Consider the following 15,461-nt stretch of genomic DNA (forward strand, 5'->3'; position numbering starts at 1 on the left):
TTGCCCGCAGCGTCAACCTGGCAAGCTCTGGATAAGCAATGGGACTTGCCCGAGGCTGAAGCCCGATTAATGTCAGCGCCTACAGAAGGCGGACGACTCCGAGGTCCAGGCCCCAAAGCCGCTTGACACCATGTTTCGGATCACAGCGCAAACATAGGTTCGCTGTGCGGGCGCATTCCCTGGACCGGCGTGATATCGCGCCACCGCCGCTGTCCAGGATCCCTCGGATGCATGCAGGTCCTTCAGGAAATGGGCGGCATAATCGACGTTTCGGCGCGGATTGAACATCTCCTCGACCGAATGGAATTTTCGGCCGTGAAAGTGATGGTTGATTTGCATGCATCCGATGTCGATCAGCTTCACCCCTCTTTGCCGAGCCCCGTCGAAGGTCGCGAGCGCCTCAACCAGGCCAGCGTTGAAAGAAGGGCGGCCCGCGATGTTCATCGCATAAGCATTCAGCGCCCCTCGCTGTCCGGTCTCGGTAAGCGCTACGGCGTAGAGAACCGATACGGGAACGCCATTCTCGCGTGACGCGCGGATCATTTCCGCTTCACACACATTTTCGCCAGCGAAGGCTTCGCTAAATGAAAACACCCCGCACACCGCCAGGCGGATGATTAGTAGCTCCAATCGCTCTCTTCGTGTCTTCTTGCCCTGGCGTAGCATGTCGTCGTCTCGATCTGTCACCATCTGCGAAACTGCGCTCCCCGGACTGAAACCCCTGTGACGGTGGATTCGAGGCGTCCTGACCACGCATTTGCCCGGAGTCTGGCTGCGCCGCCGGAACGATACGAATGTCGAACGCGTCGACGGCGTAACCGGTCGCGCCGATCGCTGTTGCAATTTTACCTTTGATGTCGTGAAGAATTGAAAGAGTGTCGGACGTCTGCACCTCGATCTCGATTTCAACTCGAGCCTGCATCATGCGCATCTTGACGGAGATCGAGCCCAGCGAAGCTGGGTCCAATTCGAATTTCAGTATTTTCAACGGGCCGCGATCATCCGTCAGAGCCGAATACCCGGGAGCCGCCATGGGCGCCTCGATCGTTGGCGCAGCGATTTCTCCCGCCATGATCATCACAGTCTGCCCGATTGCGATCGGCAGGTGATTTTCCAACGTGCTGACGTGCATGAGCGCCTGCGTATTTATCGACCCAAGTGAGTCTGGCGTCGACGTTTGCACGAACCCGGCTGAACTTTCGGACTGGCGCGGCGCTTCGTCTCCCCCCATAGTCAATATTTGATCGCTCGCCGCCGCCGCTTCTTCCCGACTGAGCACAAGTTGTTGTCCGAAAGGCGCCTCTGCCTTTTCGGTCCTGGAAGCAGAGGCGTACCTCGGTCCGGCCTTCGTGGGCGAGATTTCTGCCTCCAATGCCGATCCGTATTCCCTTCGTACCGTCCCGCCAGGATCGGAACTTCTGAGTAGCGGATCAACCGTCGCCGTCATTCCGTCCCGATCGCCGATCGGCCCCGACCATGTGCCGACCGGCGAATGCCCGGGTAACGCGCCCTGCGTTCCGATCAATTGTTGGAGCATTATTTGCCGAGAGCTTGCGGTTGCATCGGATTCAACCAGCCTCGCATTCTGTTGTTTGGCAGCGCAGATGCTGAATTCGGCGGCAGCGAAGATCTGCGCCATGCCGATTCCAGTATTGGACATCGACTCCCCGGTTGCAGCAGCATCGCCGACGAGGGAATTATCGGCCTTGGATTTTACATTATCGATCGCGTTTCGATTCTTCTCGGTCGAAGAGATCGACTTCATTGCATCGACGAAAGCGCTTGAGGGCTGCTCCTGGTCATTTTCGCCTCGCTCGAAATGGTCGGTGTCATGACTTCTCGCAAGGCGCGAAGATGAAGGACAGATGAGGATTTCACGCGCCCCAAAATTCATTGCGCTGTCTTCCGTTTCAGCAATTCGTCGCTCTTCTCCAGCGCCACGCGCGCGCTCGCAATGATCGGCGGTTCGTCATTCGCAGTGACTTCCGGCGCCGCGGCGCTCGCGCCTATTGCATGCCGGTCAGTCTCCGCCGGCTTTTCAAGTCGTGCGAGAACACCGCTTGCGATCTTGAGCATTTCAGAATCCTCGCGGGTCAGCGCACTCAGATCAGTATCCTGCAAGTTGGATGCGCTCGAAGCATCGCCTTTTGACAGCGATTTCACGATATTTCGATATGTTACGATTCGCTTATGCGCTTGTGGGTTATCGGCAGCCTGCTCAGCCTTGTCGAGTTTGCTCGCGGCTTCGCCCAGACGGCCGTTTAGAATGGCGCGGCGGGAAAGCAACAGATAAATATCGAGGCGCTGATCAGTCGAAGCCTTTTCGATGGCGCCTTCGAATTTGGCGAGCAGTTCCGCATCCGCGTTTATCGAAGGGCTGAAGACAATCGATCGCAACTCCGTCCAGAAATTCTGCGCATAGGGCGACGCCGTATATTTTGCAACATACCGATTTACGAGCGCGCTCACCTTGTCGGCGTCCGTTTCCGGATCGACTGCCCTGATTTCACGACGCAGGGCCGCCTCTTCCACGAGAGACGCGGGCATAAGCAGGCGCGCTAAGTCCAGCAATGCTATAGCCCGGGCGTTGTCGGAGCCGATCACGGAGCCGCCCTGCACAAGCGCGAGATGTCCACCGAGTATCGGAGGAAAATGGCGTGCGTCGAAATCCATCAATTTGGCGGCGGCTTCGTCCTGCCCTTCCGCGTAACGCAGAGCCGCTTCCAGCAATGGCGACAACTCGTCGGAAACGAATTTGGCGTCGAATATTTCTCGCAGATTTGTTGGCGCTCCGCCACACAACAGATAGATTGCCGCGGCGCGGACATTTTTTTCTTCCGTCCATGTCTCTGGCTCGAGGGTCATGATCGTACGCTCGATGAGATCGAACTGGCGCGCGACATTCTCGCGCGCCTTTTCGTCACCCATCACCATTCGATTCTGCATCCCGTTGAGGTCGCGCACCATGTCTGGGAATTCGACGGCGTGTACGCCGTGACTGAATATCACAACGCCGGCCGCAACAAACGTGCGCAGTAGGCGCCCTCTCATTGGCCGTCTCCTCGCAGCAGTATCTCGATGCGACGATTGACGGGCGCGAGCGGATCCTTTGGCGTCTTCAGGTGACGGTCCGCCATGCCGACGATCTTTCCGACGCGGGCGGGCGGCAGTCCGCCGCGAATGAGCATATAGTTGACAACGGTCGCGCGATCGGATGACAGGCGCCAGTTATCGTAGCTCTTGCTTGTATACGAACGACCGTCTGTATGGCCGCGCACCTCGATCTCGCCGGTCTTTTTGGCCAGAACCTTTCCGATCTGCCCGATGATGCGGACCAGCTGCGGTTTCGGTTCAATGGAGCCAACTTCGAACATCGAGAAATTCGCGTCGTCCGTCAGCGTAATCAATACCCCCTCGTCGGCCTGCTTGACTTCCGTCTTCGGCGCGGCGTGCGCGCCACGCGCTTCCTGATTGACGATCTTTTCGAGTTCCGCTTGCAGCGCAGCTGCGCTCGCTTTCGCTTTTTCGCCCTGTTCAGCCGGCGTGACGCTTGGCGCGTGGCTGTCTTTTTTTGGTGACTCGACCTTGTTTTCCTCTTGAGCGCTTTTCGCCGCGCCTTGAGGCGGAGATGCGCTCTTCGCCACGCGATCGAAAGGATCGCGGGGCGTCATTGCGCCGACTTTCGGCGACGACTCCGCGCCATCGGCGGTAGTTGGAGGCGGTTCACGTTTTGCTATTTCGTCCAAGGTTTTTATGGGATCCTTGTGCAGCGCAGAATCCTTGTCCTTGGACTCCGCTTCTTGCGTCGTCTTTACATCGTCCGCTTTCTGAAGGCTCTTGCCTTGTCCTGTCTGCTTGGGATCGCGCATGCCCTTATGTGCGGGATTTGAATCGATCAGTTGAACGGGGTTGAAGTATTGGACAATAACCGCTTTGGTTTCCTTCGATGTGGAATTGATCAGCCACATCACCAGAAAAAACGCCATCATCGCCGTCATGAAATCGGCAAAGGCAAGTTTCCAGACGCCGCCGTGATGATCTTCGTCGCCATCGCCGCGCTTTTTCCGGATGATTATCGGCGAGCCGTTATGGCCTTCACTCATCGCTTTTCGCCCCGCTCTCTCAATAGAAGGTTCATCCAGTCGCTCAGAGAGGTTTCGACGGTCGTCGACGCGAATGTCACACGCGCATCTACTTCATCGCTCTCGTGACAGCTGATTGCGACGGGCTCGGAGGCGAGGGCGCTTTCTATCTTCTCGAGCAAATCCCTGGGACCGCGAATTTCCATGGCCGACGCGCCGTCATTGGCAAGTCCCGTGCGCAACGCCGCAATCAGATCTTCCGTCACCCGCCCCGTCACCTCGCGCGCGACGAAAGGCGAAATGATGCGCGCGACATCCGAGCGCAGCTCTTCAAAGGCGGTGTCCAGCGCCTGCGCCAGCCGAGCGCTCAGCGCCGCGCCCTGCTCAGTCGCCCATCTTTCGCGTTCATCGCGCAGGCGCGCCTCGAATTCAGCGCGCTGGGCGTCGAGCGCGGCTTCCTGTCTTGCCTGAAATTCGGCGATGATTGCTTCGCGATCTACCTGCGGCTCGGGTTCGGGCTCGGGCTCGGGCGCTACAGGCTCCGGCGCCTCGAACAAGCTCTCCATCGCGGGGGCGCGATCCTCTTCCTCGTCGAGCGTCATCGCCGTCGGCGGCGCGTCGAAACGCGTCAAATAAGCGGCGACGTCGTGGATTATGGCTCCGGGTCTTACGATCGCATCCATTGTTTCAAGATCGCTGCTGCTTGTGCTTCGTCATTCTGGATGAGTTCTTCGAGCTTGCGCCGCGCAATGTCCTGCCGGCGTTCGCTGATATCCTCGAGGAGCGTCGGACCGGACATCGCGATTGCGCCGCCGGGCGTAGCTCCCGCCAGCCCTGGTATGCCGTCGAAGGTCGGCGCCTCGAAAGTCGGCGATTCGAAGCTCTGGTCACCCATGCCGATCAGCGGCGGAGGTTCGGTGCGCTCCGTGCTCGACTCGGCGAGCAAAGCGCGACGCGCCGGAGCCAAGCCGAAGATCACGACGAGGGCGGCAATGCCGAGCGCCGCGATCATGTTCAGAATGGAGCCGAGGTGGCTGCCGAGCATGGCGACGAAGCCGGGGCTTTCCACCGGAGTCATCTCATGCTCGTTGAACATGAAGTCGACAGCCGTCACCTTCAGCGCGTCGCCCCGCTCCTTTTTCAGTCCAGCGGCGGACGAGATAAGCTGCTCGATTTCCTTCAGCTGGCGATCGATCGCCTCCTGCTTCGGCGGTTCCTTGTTCGGCTCGGCGAAGGCGGAGCGATTGATGAGAACCGCGACGGAAAGATGCTCGATATTGTAGCCGCCGCTGACGGTCGTGACCGTCTTCGACGACATCTCGTAGTTTGTCAGCTCCTCGTTTTTCTTGTTCTCGTCATTGGACTGCTTGCCGTCGGCGTTGTTGACGCCGTTTTGCGGAATGTTGTTCGTGACGGTCGTCGCGGCGGCGCTGCTGCTGTCCTGAGAACGCGAGCTCTCTTTCACCGTGCGCACGGAACGCTCGACCTTGGAGTCGGGATCATAGATGGTTTCGTTGATCTGCTTGCGGTCCGTGTTGACTCGCGCGCGGACCGTCACCTGGAAATTCGGCAGACGCAGATAGGGCGTGAGCGTGCGGCGGATATTGTCCTGAATGTCCTTCTGAATGTTCTTTTCGAGCGTCAGCGTCTTGACGGGCACAGCATCGGTCGCGTCGCCGTCGGATGACGAAAGGATCATGCCGTCGGTATTGAGTACCGTGACCTGATCGACATTCATACCAGGCAATGACGAGGCGACGAGATGTCGGATCGCCTGCGCCGCGCTGGTGTCGTCCGGCCCTTCGGTGCGGATGATCACGGAGGCGGAAGGCGGCTGCTTCGCGCGGCGGAACGAACCCTCGTCCGGCATCACAATATGCACGCGCGCCGCCTTTACGCCGCGGATCAGCTGAATTGTGCGCGCGAGTTCGCCTTCCAGCGCGCGCACGCGCGTCACCTCCTGCATGAAGGAGGTCAGTCCCAGCGCGCCCACCTTGTCGAAGAGCTCATAGCCGGCGTTGGCGCTTTGCGGGAGCCCACGCTCGGCGAGCAGCATGCGCGCCTGAGCAGTCTGGCCGTAGGGTACCGAGACGGCGTTGCCTTCGGTATTTATGTCGAAGGGAATGCCGGTCGATTTCAGCACCGAGCCGATGCGGCTGACATCTTCGCGGTCCAGCCCTGCATAAAGGACTTCAAACGTCGGGCGCGAAAGATAATAGGCTGAAATCGATACGATCGCGACGACGAGCGCGAATGTGAGTCCGAGCGCCGCGAGCTTCCTCGTTCCCAGCGCCTTGAGATTATCCAGAAGTAGCGTGATGCGGTCCATGGCGAAGGCTTGATTCCTTTCTGCCTCGTTCAACATCACACTCCTCGCGCGGCCTTGCGCGAGAGTTGCCCCGGCCCGCAAATTCGCCGCGTAAATCCTTTCTTAACAATGGTTAACGCGCGTTAACTATTTGCTTCTCAGAACAACCGGGGCCGAGCTGATAAAGGCCCGGCCCCGGAAGTCACGCGACGAGACTTACTGGAACAGCTTCAGGATCATCTGCGCATTCTGGTTGGCGATCGACAGCGACTGCACGCCGAGCTGCTGCTGGGTCTGCAGCGCCTGCAGGCGCGTCGAAGCCTCATTCATGTCGGCGTCCACAAGCGAGGACACGCCGGTCGTCAGCGCATCCTTCATCGTGTCGATGAATTCGTTCTGCTGCGACACGCGCGCAACCGTCGCGCCGATTTCAGCCGCATAGGTCGTCAGATCGGCGATCGCCTTGTCGGCGTTGGACAGTGTGTCCGCGATCGTCGCCGCGGCTAGATCAGCTGCGGTGAGGCCGGTGAAGTCGGTCGCCGCGGTCGAGCCGGTCGCCTGAGCCGCCTCCAGAATGCCGGTGCCGCCGGTATTGATGAGGTCAGTGACGGTGAGGTCGATCGTGCCGACCACCGACGCCGCCGTGCCGCCGCCGTTATTGTAGGAGGCGATGAAGCTCACCGGGCTCGTGAGCGAACCGTCCGTGACGTTGAGACCCGTGAAGGTCGCGGAAGACACGACGCTCGAGAGCTGGCTGCCGAGCTGCTGAAGGCTCGTCAGGATCTTGGCCTGATCAGCGCCGGGCTGCTGCGCCTGTGCGACAGCGTTCTTGATGTCGTTCATGACCGAGATCGCGCTTTTCACGGCGGCGGTCGCGACATTGAGGACAGACTTGGCGCCGGAGAGCGAGTCGCTGATCGTCGAGAGCACGCCCTTGTCAGACTTCATCGACTCGGCGATCGCCCAGGTCGAGGCGTTCTCGGCGGCGCTCGAAATCTTGAGGCCGGTCGAGATCTCTTTCTGGGTCGTGTTGAGAGCCGACTGCGTGTTGCGCAGCGACTGCAGGGCGGTAATGGCGGAGGGGTTAACAAGAATGCTAGCCATGGTCGTCGATCCCTTGTTGGATTGATTTCGAAGGGACATACCGGAGTTACACCGGCTCGACGGAATTTGGCGTCATGCCACGGGCTTTCTGGCCCGATCCGAAGTAATGATCGACAGTCGTTCGTGAAATTCAGTTTCAAACGACGTTGCCGACATCGCGACAATACAGCAACTCGCGGCGACGGGTAGTAAAAAGCCCCAACGCGCTTAATACCGGCTTAACGCGATTTCATACACGGCGCCGGATTGTTCCGAGGCCGCTTCTGCACTCGAATTACAGTCGATGAAAGCTCGCATCGCGAGGCGGCCGCGCCCGAGAGGCGGGGGTCGTCAATTACCCTACTGACGTCGATCCGGCGAAAATGGCTTCCGGCCGTATGAACAGCGGCGGCGAAGTGTACCACTGAACCGGCTTTGGGGGCTGCTGTGACGGCGGCGCAAAAGTGTACCGGTCCTGATAGGCCGAACTCGATGTCATCGACTGGCATGGAGAGGCCGAAAGGATGTTCACAGTGGAACTCTATGCCCGGGTGAGACGCGCGGTGATGGCGGAAGGGCTGAGCCGGCGGGAAGCGGCCAGGCGCTTCGGCGTGCACCGCAATACGATCACGAAGATGCTTCAATATTCGGTTCCGCCGGGGTATCGGCGTCGGGAGCGGCCGATCTCGAAGAAGCTGGGGCCGTATATGGCCTGGATCGACAAGGTCCTGGCGGATGATCGGCTTGTTCACGCCAAGCAGCGTCATACGGCACAGCGGATATTCGAACGGCTGCGGGACGAAGAAGGGTTTTCCGGCGGTTACACGATCGTCCGGGAATATGTCGCGCAGGCGCAGTTGCGGTCGCGCGAGATGTTTATTCCACTCAGCCATCGACCGGGGAATGCGCAGGCGGATTTTGGCGAGGCGGACGCCTATATCGCCGGCAGGAAGGTCCGCTTTCATTATTTTTGCATGGACCTGCCGCATTCGGACGGCTGCTTCGTCAAGGCCTATCCGGCGGAGACGGCGGAAGCCTTCTGCGACGGCCATGTCGCGGCCTTCGCCTTCTTTGGCGGCGTCCCCCAGTCCATTCTTTACGACAATACGCGTCTCGCGGTCGCCAGGATCGTGAAGGGTGGAGAGCGTCTGCGTTCGCAAATGTTTGCGGAACTCCAGAGCCATTACCTTTTTGCTGATCGCTTTGGCCGGCCCGGCAAGGGGAATGACAAGGGCAAGGTCGAGGGGCTTGTCGGCTATGTCCGGCGCAACTTCATGACGCCACTGCCCGTGGCGGAGAGTTTCGAGGCGCTGAACGCGAGGTTCCTGGACGCCTGCACGAAACGACGGCGGGCGATCCTGCGCGGCCAGTCGACGCCGATCGGCGAACGCATGCAGGCGGATATGGCGGCATTCCTGCCGGCGCCGCCGGCTCCCTATGACGCCTGTCACAAGGTCGCGACGCGCGTGTCGTCGATGGCGCTGGTGCGCTACCGCAACAACGATTACTCGGTCCCGATGCGCTTCGGCCATCGGGAGGTGCTGGCCAAGGGCTATGTCGATCGGGTCGAGATTGTCTGCGGCGGGGAGACCATCGCCGTGCATGCGCGCAGCTACGGCAAGGCCGAGTTCATCTACAACCCGCTGCATTATCTCGCTTTACTCGAACACAAGAGCCGCGCGCTCGATCAGGCCGCGCCACTCGACGACTGGCGGCTTGCCGACTGCGTGCATCGTCTGCGGCGGCTGATGGAGGCGCGCATGGGGAATAGCGGGCGCCGCGAGTTCATCCAGGTGCTGCGGCTGATGGAGGACTTTCATCAGCATCAGGTCGAACAGGCGGTCGCGGAGGCGCTGCGTCTTGGCGCGATCAGCTTTGACGCAGTGAAGATGCTGCTGCTGGCCAGGCTGGAGAACCGGCCCGCGCGGCTCGATCTGACATTCTACCCCTACCTGCCGGCGGCTACGGTCGGCGCGACGGATCCGCGCGCCTATCTCGGGCTCGTCGCCGGCGCGAGCGTCATCGCGGGCGTCATGGAGACGACCGCGGGAGGTCCGGCATGACCATCTCGCATGAGCCAGGTTCGCAGACGATCGTCGCGCCGCAGGTGCTGCTGGGTAATCATCTCAAGGCGCTGAAGCTTCCCACCTTCGCGCGCGAATATGAGAAGGTGGCGCTGGAGTCGGCGCAGGACCGCGCCGATTACCCGCGCTATCTGCTACGCCTGTGCGAACTGGAGCGCATTGATCGCGAGCGGCGCAATGTCGAGCGCCGCATCCGGCTGGCGCGCTTTACGCAGGTCAAAAGCCTCGACACATTTGACTTTACCGCCCAGCCTTCACTCAACAAGCCGCTCGTGCTGGAGCTGGCGCGGTGCGAATGGATCGAGAAGCGACAGAACTGCATCGCCCTTGGGCCAAGCGGAACGGGGAAGACCCACGTCGCGCTCGCCCTGGGGCTCGCCGCCTGCCAGAAGGGGTTCAGCGTCGCGTTCACGACCGCCGCGGCTCTTGTGCACGAACTGATGGAGGCGCGCGACGAGCGCCGCCTGCGCGCGCTGCAAAAGCATCTCAACACCGTCAAACTGCTGATCGTCGACGAGCTGGGCTATGCGCCGTTCACGGCGGTCGGCTCAGAGCTGCTCTTCGAGGTCTTCAGCCAGCGCTATGAACGCGGTGCGACGCTGGTGACCAGCAATCTGCCCTTTGATGAATGGACGTCGGTGTTTGGCTCCGAGCGTCTCACCGGCGCATTGCTCGACCGGCTCACCCATCATGTCCACATTCTGGAAATGAACGGCGGGAGCTATCGCCTCTCGACCGCAAAGAAAGCGCAACGGCGAAACCGCGATCTCCCCGACGCGCCCGCAATCGACAAAGGAGGCGCCGACACGACGAACTGATCGCCGTCGCGCGCGTTGAACCGCGCTGCGCTACGCTCCGCGCGCCTCAAAGCGCGCGTCAACTAAACTACAAGGGCCGTGCGGCCCTTTTCTCGAAACCAGACCGGTACACTTTTACCCCGCCTTCATGCACATTTTGTTCCCGCCATTGACAGGCCGAATTGGCGGGAAATCAGGCGGCCGCTCCGCAGCACTTTTTGTATTTCTTGCCGGAGCCGCAGGGACAGGGGTCGTTGCGCCCGGGCTGGGCGCCCTTGACGATCGGCGCGTTCTTGCGATTTGCCTCTTCGAGAAAATACCAGCGGCCATCTTCCTTGCGGAAGAGCGAACGCTCCCGATGCGCGTGACGCTGTCCGTCGTTGACGAAATGCGCGACGAATTCGACGTAGCCCGTCTCATCCTCGGCCCCGCCCTGTTCGGTCGAGAGTATTTCGAGACCGAGCCATTGCGACGAACGGGACCAATGGGTGATCGCCTTGCGATCGAAGTCATCGCGCGTGCCCGGCGCCAGGGTCTCGACCAGATGGTCGATCTTGCCGAGCGCGAACGCCGTATAACGCGAACGCATCAGGGCTTCCGCGGTCGGCGCGGGCTTGCCTTCCTCGATATAGGGCGCGCAACATTCCGAGTAGGATTTCGGATTCTCGTCCTTGGCGCGGCAGGGGCAGATCGCGTCGGTCATTGGTCGCTCATTCTGATCGGGAATCGTGAGGGGGCGGCGGCGGCATACGGCCTAAAGGAGGATGCGTCGCGCGTCCATCGCTTCTCGCGCGCAAAAGATTCAAATGCCCGCGCGGAGCGGGTCCGATCGCACTCATTCGGCCCGTGTGGTACGCTGGACAATCACGAGGCGGAAACGCCCCCCGATACGTCGCTCAGCCGTCCTCTCCGCCATGACCGCAGCGCAAATCCGAGCCCGCCGTTCCCGATGGGTGAGACAGGCGCTTGACCGCCTCGAGAGCGACGGGATCGAGCCCCGCGCCGCCGTGATTGACATGGTCGATAATCGCCGCGCGCATGCGCGGATCCCAGAACTTCGTCAGATGGTCCGCCATGCTGGCGGCCGTGTCGTGCGTCTGTGCGCCGAAGAACTGACCAATCTGGTTGGCCATCTTAACAAGTTTGTCGACCGAATTATGCGACATGAGCTGAGACCTGTTCGAGAATATGTCCTGAATGGGCGAGGCGCTTGACCGCATCGATCGCAATCGGATCGAGCCCTGCGCCGCCGTGATCGACATGCTCGATAATCGCTGCGCGCATGCGCGGATCCCAAAACTTCACCAGATGGTCCGCCATGCCGGCGGCCGTGTCTTGAGCCTGCGCGCCGAAGAACTGACCGATCTGATTGGCCATTTTAACAAGTTTGTCGACCGAATTATGCGACATGAGCTGCAGCCTGTTCGAGAATGCGTCCTGGATGGGTGAAGATTTCGAAGTCACGGCCGCGCATGACGGCGACGAGCGTGATACCGCATTTTTCGGCGTTGCGAACGGCTAGCGCGGTCGGCGCCGAGACGGCGGCGATGATCGGCGCGCCCATTCGGGCGGCCTTCTGAACGAGCTCCACGGAAACGCGGCTCGTCATCAGCACCACGCCCTGCGACGCTGCGATCGCCTGCCGGGCGAGGGCGCCGGCGAGTTTGTCGAGCGCATTGTGGCGGCCGACATCCTCACGCACGATCAGCGCGCCCGTGGCCGGGTTCCAGAAAGCTGCGGCGTGAACGGCGCGCGTCTCCTGATTGATCTTCTGCGCGGCAGGCAAACGTTCCATGGCCTCGATCAGCGCCTCCGCGTGGATCGTGAGCGCGTTGTCGATGACCGGAAGGCTTCGTGTGGCGGCCTCCAGGCTTTCGATGCCGCAAAGGCCGCAGCCGGTGGGACCGGCCATCGAGCGGCGGCGCTCCGAATAGGCTTCCTGACGCCCGCCCTTGAGCCAGGCGCGGAGCTCCACGCCCGCTTCGGACGCAAGGATTTCTACCTCGCCCGCCTCTTCCGCGGTGTCGACCAGCCCTTCTGTCAAAGCGAAGCCGACCGCGAAATCTTCGAGGTCGGCCGGCGTCGCCATCATCACCGCATGAGTCGAGCCGCCATAAGTGAAGGCGATCGGGGTTTCCTCAGGGATGACCCGCACCCCCCGCGCCGTCACATCGTGACGGCGCGCGAGGCATTCCACCCTCAGCGTCGGCGACGGCGTTTCGGTCATTCAGCCGCGTCGATTGCGGTCGCGATGCGCCGGCTCTGCTCCGACAGCTCGCGATACTTCTCCTGCCACTCGGTGGGGCCGTTGGAAGGCGAAATCTGAACGGCGGTCACCTTGTATTCGGGGCAGTTGGTGGCCCAGTCCGAATTGTCGGTGGTGACGACATTGGCCTGGGTCATCGGATGGTGGAAGGTCGTGTAAACGACGCCCGGCGCCACGCGATCGGTGATCTTGGCGCGCAGCGTGGTTTCACCGGCCCGGCTCTGCACGCGCACCCAATCGCCGTCGCAAACGCCACGGTCCTCCGCGTCATGCGGATGGATCTCCAGAATGTCTTCCGGATGCCACTGGCTGTTCTCGGTGCGGCGCGTTTGCGCGCCCACGTTGTACTGCGACAGGATTCGGCCCGTGGTGAGCAGCAGCGGGAAGCGCGGACCCACCTTCTCGTCCGTCGGGACATATTCGGTGATGACGAACTTGCCCTTGCCGCGCGCGAAGCCGTTGATGTGCATGATCGGCATGCCTTCCGGCGCCGCGTCGTTGCACGGCCACTGCACGGAGCCCTCGCGATCGAGCATCTCGTAAGAGACGTTGCGGAAGGACGGCGTGAGGCGCGCGATCTCGTCCATGATCTCGGACGGGTTCGCATAGTTCCAGTTCATGCCGAGCTTATTGGCAAGGAGCTGGGTAACCTCCCAGTCGCCATAGCCGTTCTTCGGGCTCATCACCTTGCGAATGCGCTGGATGCGGCGCTCCGCATTGGTGAAGGTGCCGTCCTTTTCGAGGAAGGTCGCGCCCGGCAGGAAGACATGCGCGTAATTCGCCGTCTCCACAAGGAACAGGTCCTGCACGATCACGCATTCCATGTTGGCAAGAGCCGCCGAGACATGGCGCGTGTCGGGGTCGGACTGCAGAATGTCCTCGCCCTGCACGTAAAGGCCCTTGAACACGCCCTCGATCGCCGCGTCGAACATGTTGGGAATGCGCAGGCCCGGCTCATTGTCGAGCTTGACGCCCCAGTCCGCCTCGAAGACCGCGCGGGCCTTTTCGCCGGAAATGTGCTGGTAGCCCGGCAGCTCGTGCGGGAACGAGCCCATGTCGCAGGAGCCCTGGACATTGTTCTGACCACGCAGCGGGTTCACGCCGACGCCGCGGCGGCCAAGATTGCCGGTCGCCATGGCGAGATTGGCGATGCCCATGACGGTCGTCGAGCCCTGCGAATGCTCCGTCACGCCGAGGCCATAGTAAATGGCCGCATTGCCACCCGTGGCGTAGAGCCGCGCCGCGCCGCGGATGTCGGCGGCCGAAACGCCGAGAGTGGCTTCGAGCGCCTCCGGGCTGTTGCGGTCCTGGGCGACGAAGTCAGCCCACGCCTGGAACTCGTCCCAGTCGCAGCGCTCGCGCACGAAGGCTTCATTGACGAGGCCTTCCTTGACGATCACATGCGCCAGAGCCGTCACCATGGCGACATTCGTGCCGGGCTTCAGCGGCAGGTGGTAGTCCGCCTCGATATGGGGCGACCGCACGAGATCGATGCGGCGCGGATCGATGACGATCAGTCTGGCGCCTTCGCGCAGGCGCTTCTTCATGCGCGAACCGAACACCGGATGGGCGTCGGTCGGATTCGCGCCGATGACGAGGATGACGTCCGCCTCGTCGACCGAGTCGAAGTCCTGCGTGCCGGCGGAGGTTCCGAACGCCTGGTTGAGGCCATAGCCCGTCGGCGAGTGGCAGACGCGGGCGCAGGTGTCGACGTTGTTGTTGCCGAAGCCGGCGCGGACGAGCTTCTGAACGAGATAGGTCTCCTCGTTCGAGCAACGCGACGAGGTAATGGCTCCGACCGAATTGCGGCCGTATTTCTGCTGGACGGCCTTCAGGCGATCAGCAGCGAACGTCAGAGCCTCGTCCCAGGAAACGACGCGCCACGGCTCGTCGATCGACTCGCGGATCATCGGGTTCAGGATGCGATCGCCATGATGGGCGTAGCCATAGGCGAAGCGGCCCTTGATGCAGCTGTGGCCGTGATTGGCCTTGCCGTCCTTCCAGGGCACCATGCGAACGATTTCCTCGCCGCGCATCTCGGCCTTGAAGGTGCAGCCGACGCCGCAATAGGCGCAGGTGGTGACTTCCGAGTGCTCCGGCTGGCCGATGGCGATGACGGATTTCTCGGTGAGCGTCGCGGTCGGACAGGCCTGGACACAGGCGCCGCAGGACACGCATTCCGACTCCATGAACGCTTCGTCCATGCCGGGGGACACGCGGCTGTCGAAACCGCGTCCGGAGATCGTCAGCGCGAAAGTGCCCTGCACTTCCTCGCAGGCGCGCACGCAGCGGTTACAGACGATGCACTTCGACGGGTCATAGGTGAAATATGGGTTCGACTCGTCCTTCGGCTTCCAGTCGAAGTTCACCTCGCCGTTGTTGCGGGCGAAAACGTGGTTGGCGCCGTCATAGCCATAGCGCACGTCGCGCAGGCCGACAGCGCCCGCCATGTCCTGCAGCTCGCAGTCGCCGTTGGCGGCGCAGGTGAGGCAGTCGAGCGGATGGTCCGAAATATAGAGCTCCATCACGCCGCGACGGATGGCGGCGAGACGCGGCGTCTGCGTCTTGACGGAGATGCCCGGCGCGACCGGCGTCGTGCAGGAGGCCGGCGTGCCGTTGCGGCCCTCGACCTCGATGACGCAAAGGCGGCAGGAGCCGAAAGCCTTGATGCTGTCGGTGGCGCAGAGCTTCGGGATCTCGGTCCCGATCTCCATCGCCGCGCGCATGATCGACGTCCCTTCGGGAACGGTGACGCTCTTACCGTCAATGGTCAGCGTGACCATCTTTTCGGATTTGGACTCGGGCGTTCCGTAATCGGTTTCCTTGATAAGCGTCATGGTC

At 61.6% G+C, this 15,461-nt stretch carries 14 protein-coding genes; 2 read left to right on the top strand and 12 right to left on the bottom strand.

Annotated elements, in window-relative coordinates; genetic code table 11:
- Nucleotides 1-72: 72 nt before the first annotated feature.
- The 7 genes from MET49242_RS10085 to MET49242_RS10115 form a co-directional block, all read right to left on the bottom strand.
- Nucleotides 73-630 carry a transglycosylase SLT domain-containing protein gene (locus tag MET49242_RS10085; RefSeq protein ID WP_371212526.1) on the bottom strand — a complete coding sequence of 186 codons (558 nt, stop codon included), beginning with the start codon at nucleotides 628-630 and terminating at the stop codon, nucleotides 73-75.
- A complete protein-coding gene (locus MET49242_RS10090; RefSeq protein WP_036282728.1) occupies nucleotides 581-1,894 on the bottom strand; it encodes a flagellar hook-length control protein FliK in 1,314 nt (437 codons plus the stop codon). The genes MET49242_RS10085 and MET49242_RS10090 overlap by 50 nt, the downstream gene beginning before the upstream one ends.
- The gene (locus tag MET49242_RS10095) at nucleotides 1,891-3,051 is read right to left on the bottom strand and encodes a hypothetical protein (RefSeq protein WP_144259559.1); all 1,161 of its coding nucleotides are present in this window, start codon (nucleotides 3,049-3,051) and stop codon (nucleotides 1,891-1,893) included. Before MET49242_RS10095 ends, MET49242_RS10090 begins: the two co-directional genes overlap by 4 nt.
- Nucleotides 3,048-4,103, bottom strand: a complete 1,056-nt coding sequence (locus MET49242_RS10100; RefSeq protein WP_036282732.1) for a flagellar motor protein MotB — start codon at nucleotides 4,101-4,103, stop codon at nucleotides 3,048-3,050. The genes MET49242_RS10095 and MET49242_RS10100 overlap by 4 nt, the downstream gene beginning before the upstream one ends.
- Complete coding sequence (locus MET49242_RS10105) at nucleotides 4,100-4,765, bottom strand: hypothetical protein (protein ID WP_036282734.1); 666 nt, start codon at nucleotides 4,763-4,765, stop codon at nucleotides 4,100-4,102. The genes MET49242_RS10100 and MET49242_RS10105 overlap by 4 nt, the downstream gene beginning before the upstream one ends.
- Complete coding sequence (gene fliF, locus MET49242_RS10110) at nucleotides 4,750-6,411, bottom strand: flagellar basal-body MS-ring/collar protein FliF (RefSeq protein WP_036287619.1); 1,662 nt, start codon at nucleotides 6,409-6,411, stop codon at nucleotides 4,750-4,752. Before fliF ends, MET49242_RS10105 begins: the two co-directional genes overlap by 16 nt.
- Before the next feature lie 195 nt (nucleotides 6,412-6,606).
- On the bottom strand, nucleotides 6,607-7,494 hold the full coding sequence (locus MET49242_RS10115; protein WP_036287621.1) for a flagellin: 888 nt from the start codon (nucleotides 7,492-7,494) through the stop codon (nucleotides 6,607-6,609).
- Between the two features lie 503 nt (nucleotides 7,495-7,997).
- On the opposite strand from MET49242_RS10115, the gene istA reads away from it, so the two are divergent.
- A complete protein-coding gene (gene istA / locus MET49242_RS10120; protein ID WP_051134113.1) occupies nucleotides 7,998-9,536 on the top strand; it encodes an IS21 family transposase in 1,539 nt (512 codons plus the stop codon).
- On the top strand, nucleotides 9,533-10,375 hold the full coding sequence (istB, locus tag MET49242_RS10125) for an IS21-like element helper ATPase IstB (RefSeq protein ID WP_036282736.1): 843 nt from the start codon (nucleotides 9,533-9,535) through the stop codon (nucleotides 10,373-10,375). The genes istA and istB overlap by 4 nt, the downstream gene beginning before the upstream one ends.
- A gap of 172 nt (nucleotides 10,376-10,547) precedes the next feature.
- Here the strand turns inward: istB and MET49242_RS10130 are convergent, their stop codons facing one another.
- The 5 genes from MET49242_RS10130 to fdhF all read right to left on the bottom strand — a co-directional run bounded on the left by MET49242_RS10130 (nucleotide 10,548) and on the right by fdhF (nucleotide 15,457).
- Nucleotides 10,548-11,057: a YchJ family protein gene (locus MET49242_RS10130; protein WP_036282737.1), complete on the bottom strand. Its 510-nt coding sequence runs from the start codon at nucleotides 11,055-11,057 to the stop codon at nucleotides 10,548-10,550.
- Nucleotides 11,058-11,250: 193 nt separating this feature from the next.
- Nucleotides 11,251-11,487, bottom strand: coding sequence for a formate dehydrogenase subunit delta (locus MET49242_RS10135; RefSeq protein ID WP_370634996.1), 237 nt, complete (start codon nucleotides 11,485-11,487; stop codon nucleotides 11,251-11,253).
- A 22-nt stretch (nucleotides 11,488-11,509) separates the two neighbouring features.
- Complete coding sequence (locus MET49242_RS10140; protein WP_051134114.1) at nucleotides 11,510-11,764, bottom strand: formate dehydrogenase subunit delta; 255 nt, start codon at nucleotides 11,762-11,764, stop codon at nucleotides 11,510-11,512.
- Nucleotides 11,754-12,581, bottom strand: coding sequence for a formate dehydrogenase accessory sulfurtransferase FdhD (fdhD, locus tag MET49242_RS10145; protein ID WP_036282741.1), 828 nt, complete (start codon nucleotides 12,579-12,581; stop codon nucleotides 11,754-11,756). The genes MET49242_RS10140 and fdhD overlap by 11 nt, the downstream gene beginning before the upstream one ends.
- Nucleotides 12,578-15,457 (bottom strand): formate dehydrogenase subunit alpha, encoded by a 2,880-nt coding sequence (fdhF, locus tag MET49242_RS10150; protein ID WP_036282742.1) that lies wholly within the window; start codon nucleotides 15,455-15,457, stop codon nucleotides 12,578-12,580. Before fdhF ends, fdhD begins: the two co-directional genes overlap by 4 nt.
- Nucleotides 15,458-15,461: the final 4 nt, after the last annotated feature.

This window comes from Methylocystis sp. ATCC 49242 (genome assembly GCF_000188155.2).
In the GTDB taxonomy this organism is placed as follows: Bacteria; Pseudomonadota; Alphaproteobacteria; order Rhizobiales; family Beijerinckiaceae; genus Methylocystis.

Excerpts from the sequence above, each read along its gene's own strand:
- MET49242_RS10090 (WP_036282728.1), bottom strand. The coding sequence starts at position 1,894 with ATGAATTTTGGGGCGCGTGAAATCCTCATCTGTCCTTCATCTTCGCGC.
- istB (WP_036282736.1), top strand. The coding sequence starts at position 9,533 with ATGACCATCTCGCATGAGCCAGGTTCGCAGACGATCGTCGCGCCGCAG.
- istA (WP_051134113.1), top strand. The coding sequence starts at position 7,998 with ATGTTCACAGTGGAACTCTATGCCCGGGTGAGACGCGCGGTGATGGCG.
- MET49242_RS10105 (WP_036282734.1), bottom strand. The coding sequence starts at position 4,765 with ATGGATGCGATCGTAAGACCCGGAGCCATAATCCACGACGTCGCCGCT.
- fdhD (WP_036282741.1), bottom strand. The coding sequence starts at position 12,581 with ATGACCGAAACGCCGTCGCCGACGCTGAGGGTGGAATGCCTCGCGCGC.
- MET49242_RS10115 (WP_036287621.1), bottom strand. The coding sequence starts at position 7,494 with ATGGCTAGCATTCTTGTTAACCCCTCCGCCATTACCGCCCTGCAGTCG.
- fdhF (WP_036282742.1), bottom strand. The coding sequence starts at position 15,457 with ATGACGCTTATCAAGGAAACCGATTACGGAACGCCCGAGTCCAAATCC.
- MET49242_RS10135 (WP_370634996.1), bottom strand. The coding sequence starts at position 11,487 with ATGGCCAACCAGATTGGTCAGTTCTTCGGCGCACAGACGCACGACACG.
- MET49242_RS10095 (WP_144259559.1), bottom strand. The coding sequence starts at position 3,051 with ATGAGAGGGCGCCTACTGCGCACGTTTGTTGCGGCCGGCGTTGTGATA.
- MET49242_RS10130 (WP_036282737.1), bottom strand. The coding sequence starts at position 11,057 with ATGACCGACGCGATCTGCCCCTGCCGCGCCAAGGACGAGAATCCGAAA.
- MET49242_RS10140 (WP_051134114.1), bottom strand. The coding sequence starts at position 11,764 with ATGTCGCATAATTCGGTCGACAAACTTGTTAAAATGGCCAATCAGATC.
- MET49242_RS10100 (WP_036282732.1), bottom strand. The coding sequence starts at position 4,103 with ATGAGTGAAGGCCATAACGGCTCGCCGATAATCATCCGGAAAAAGCGC.
- fliF (WP_036287619.1), bottom strand. The coding sequence starts at position 6,411 with ATGGACCGCATCACGCTACTTCTGGATAATCTCAAGGCGCTGGGAACG.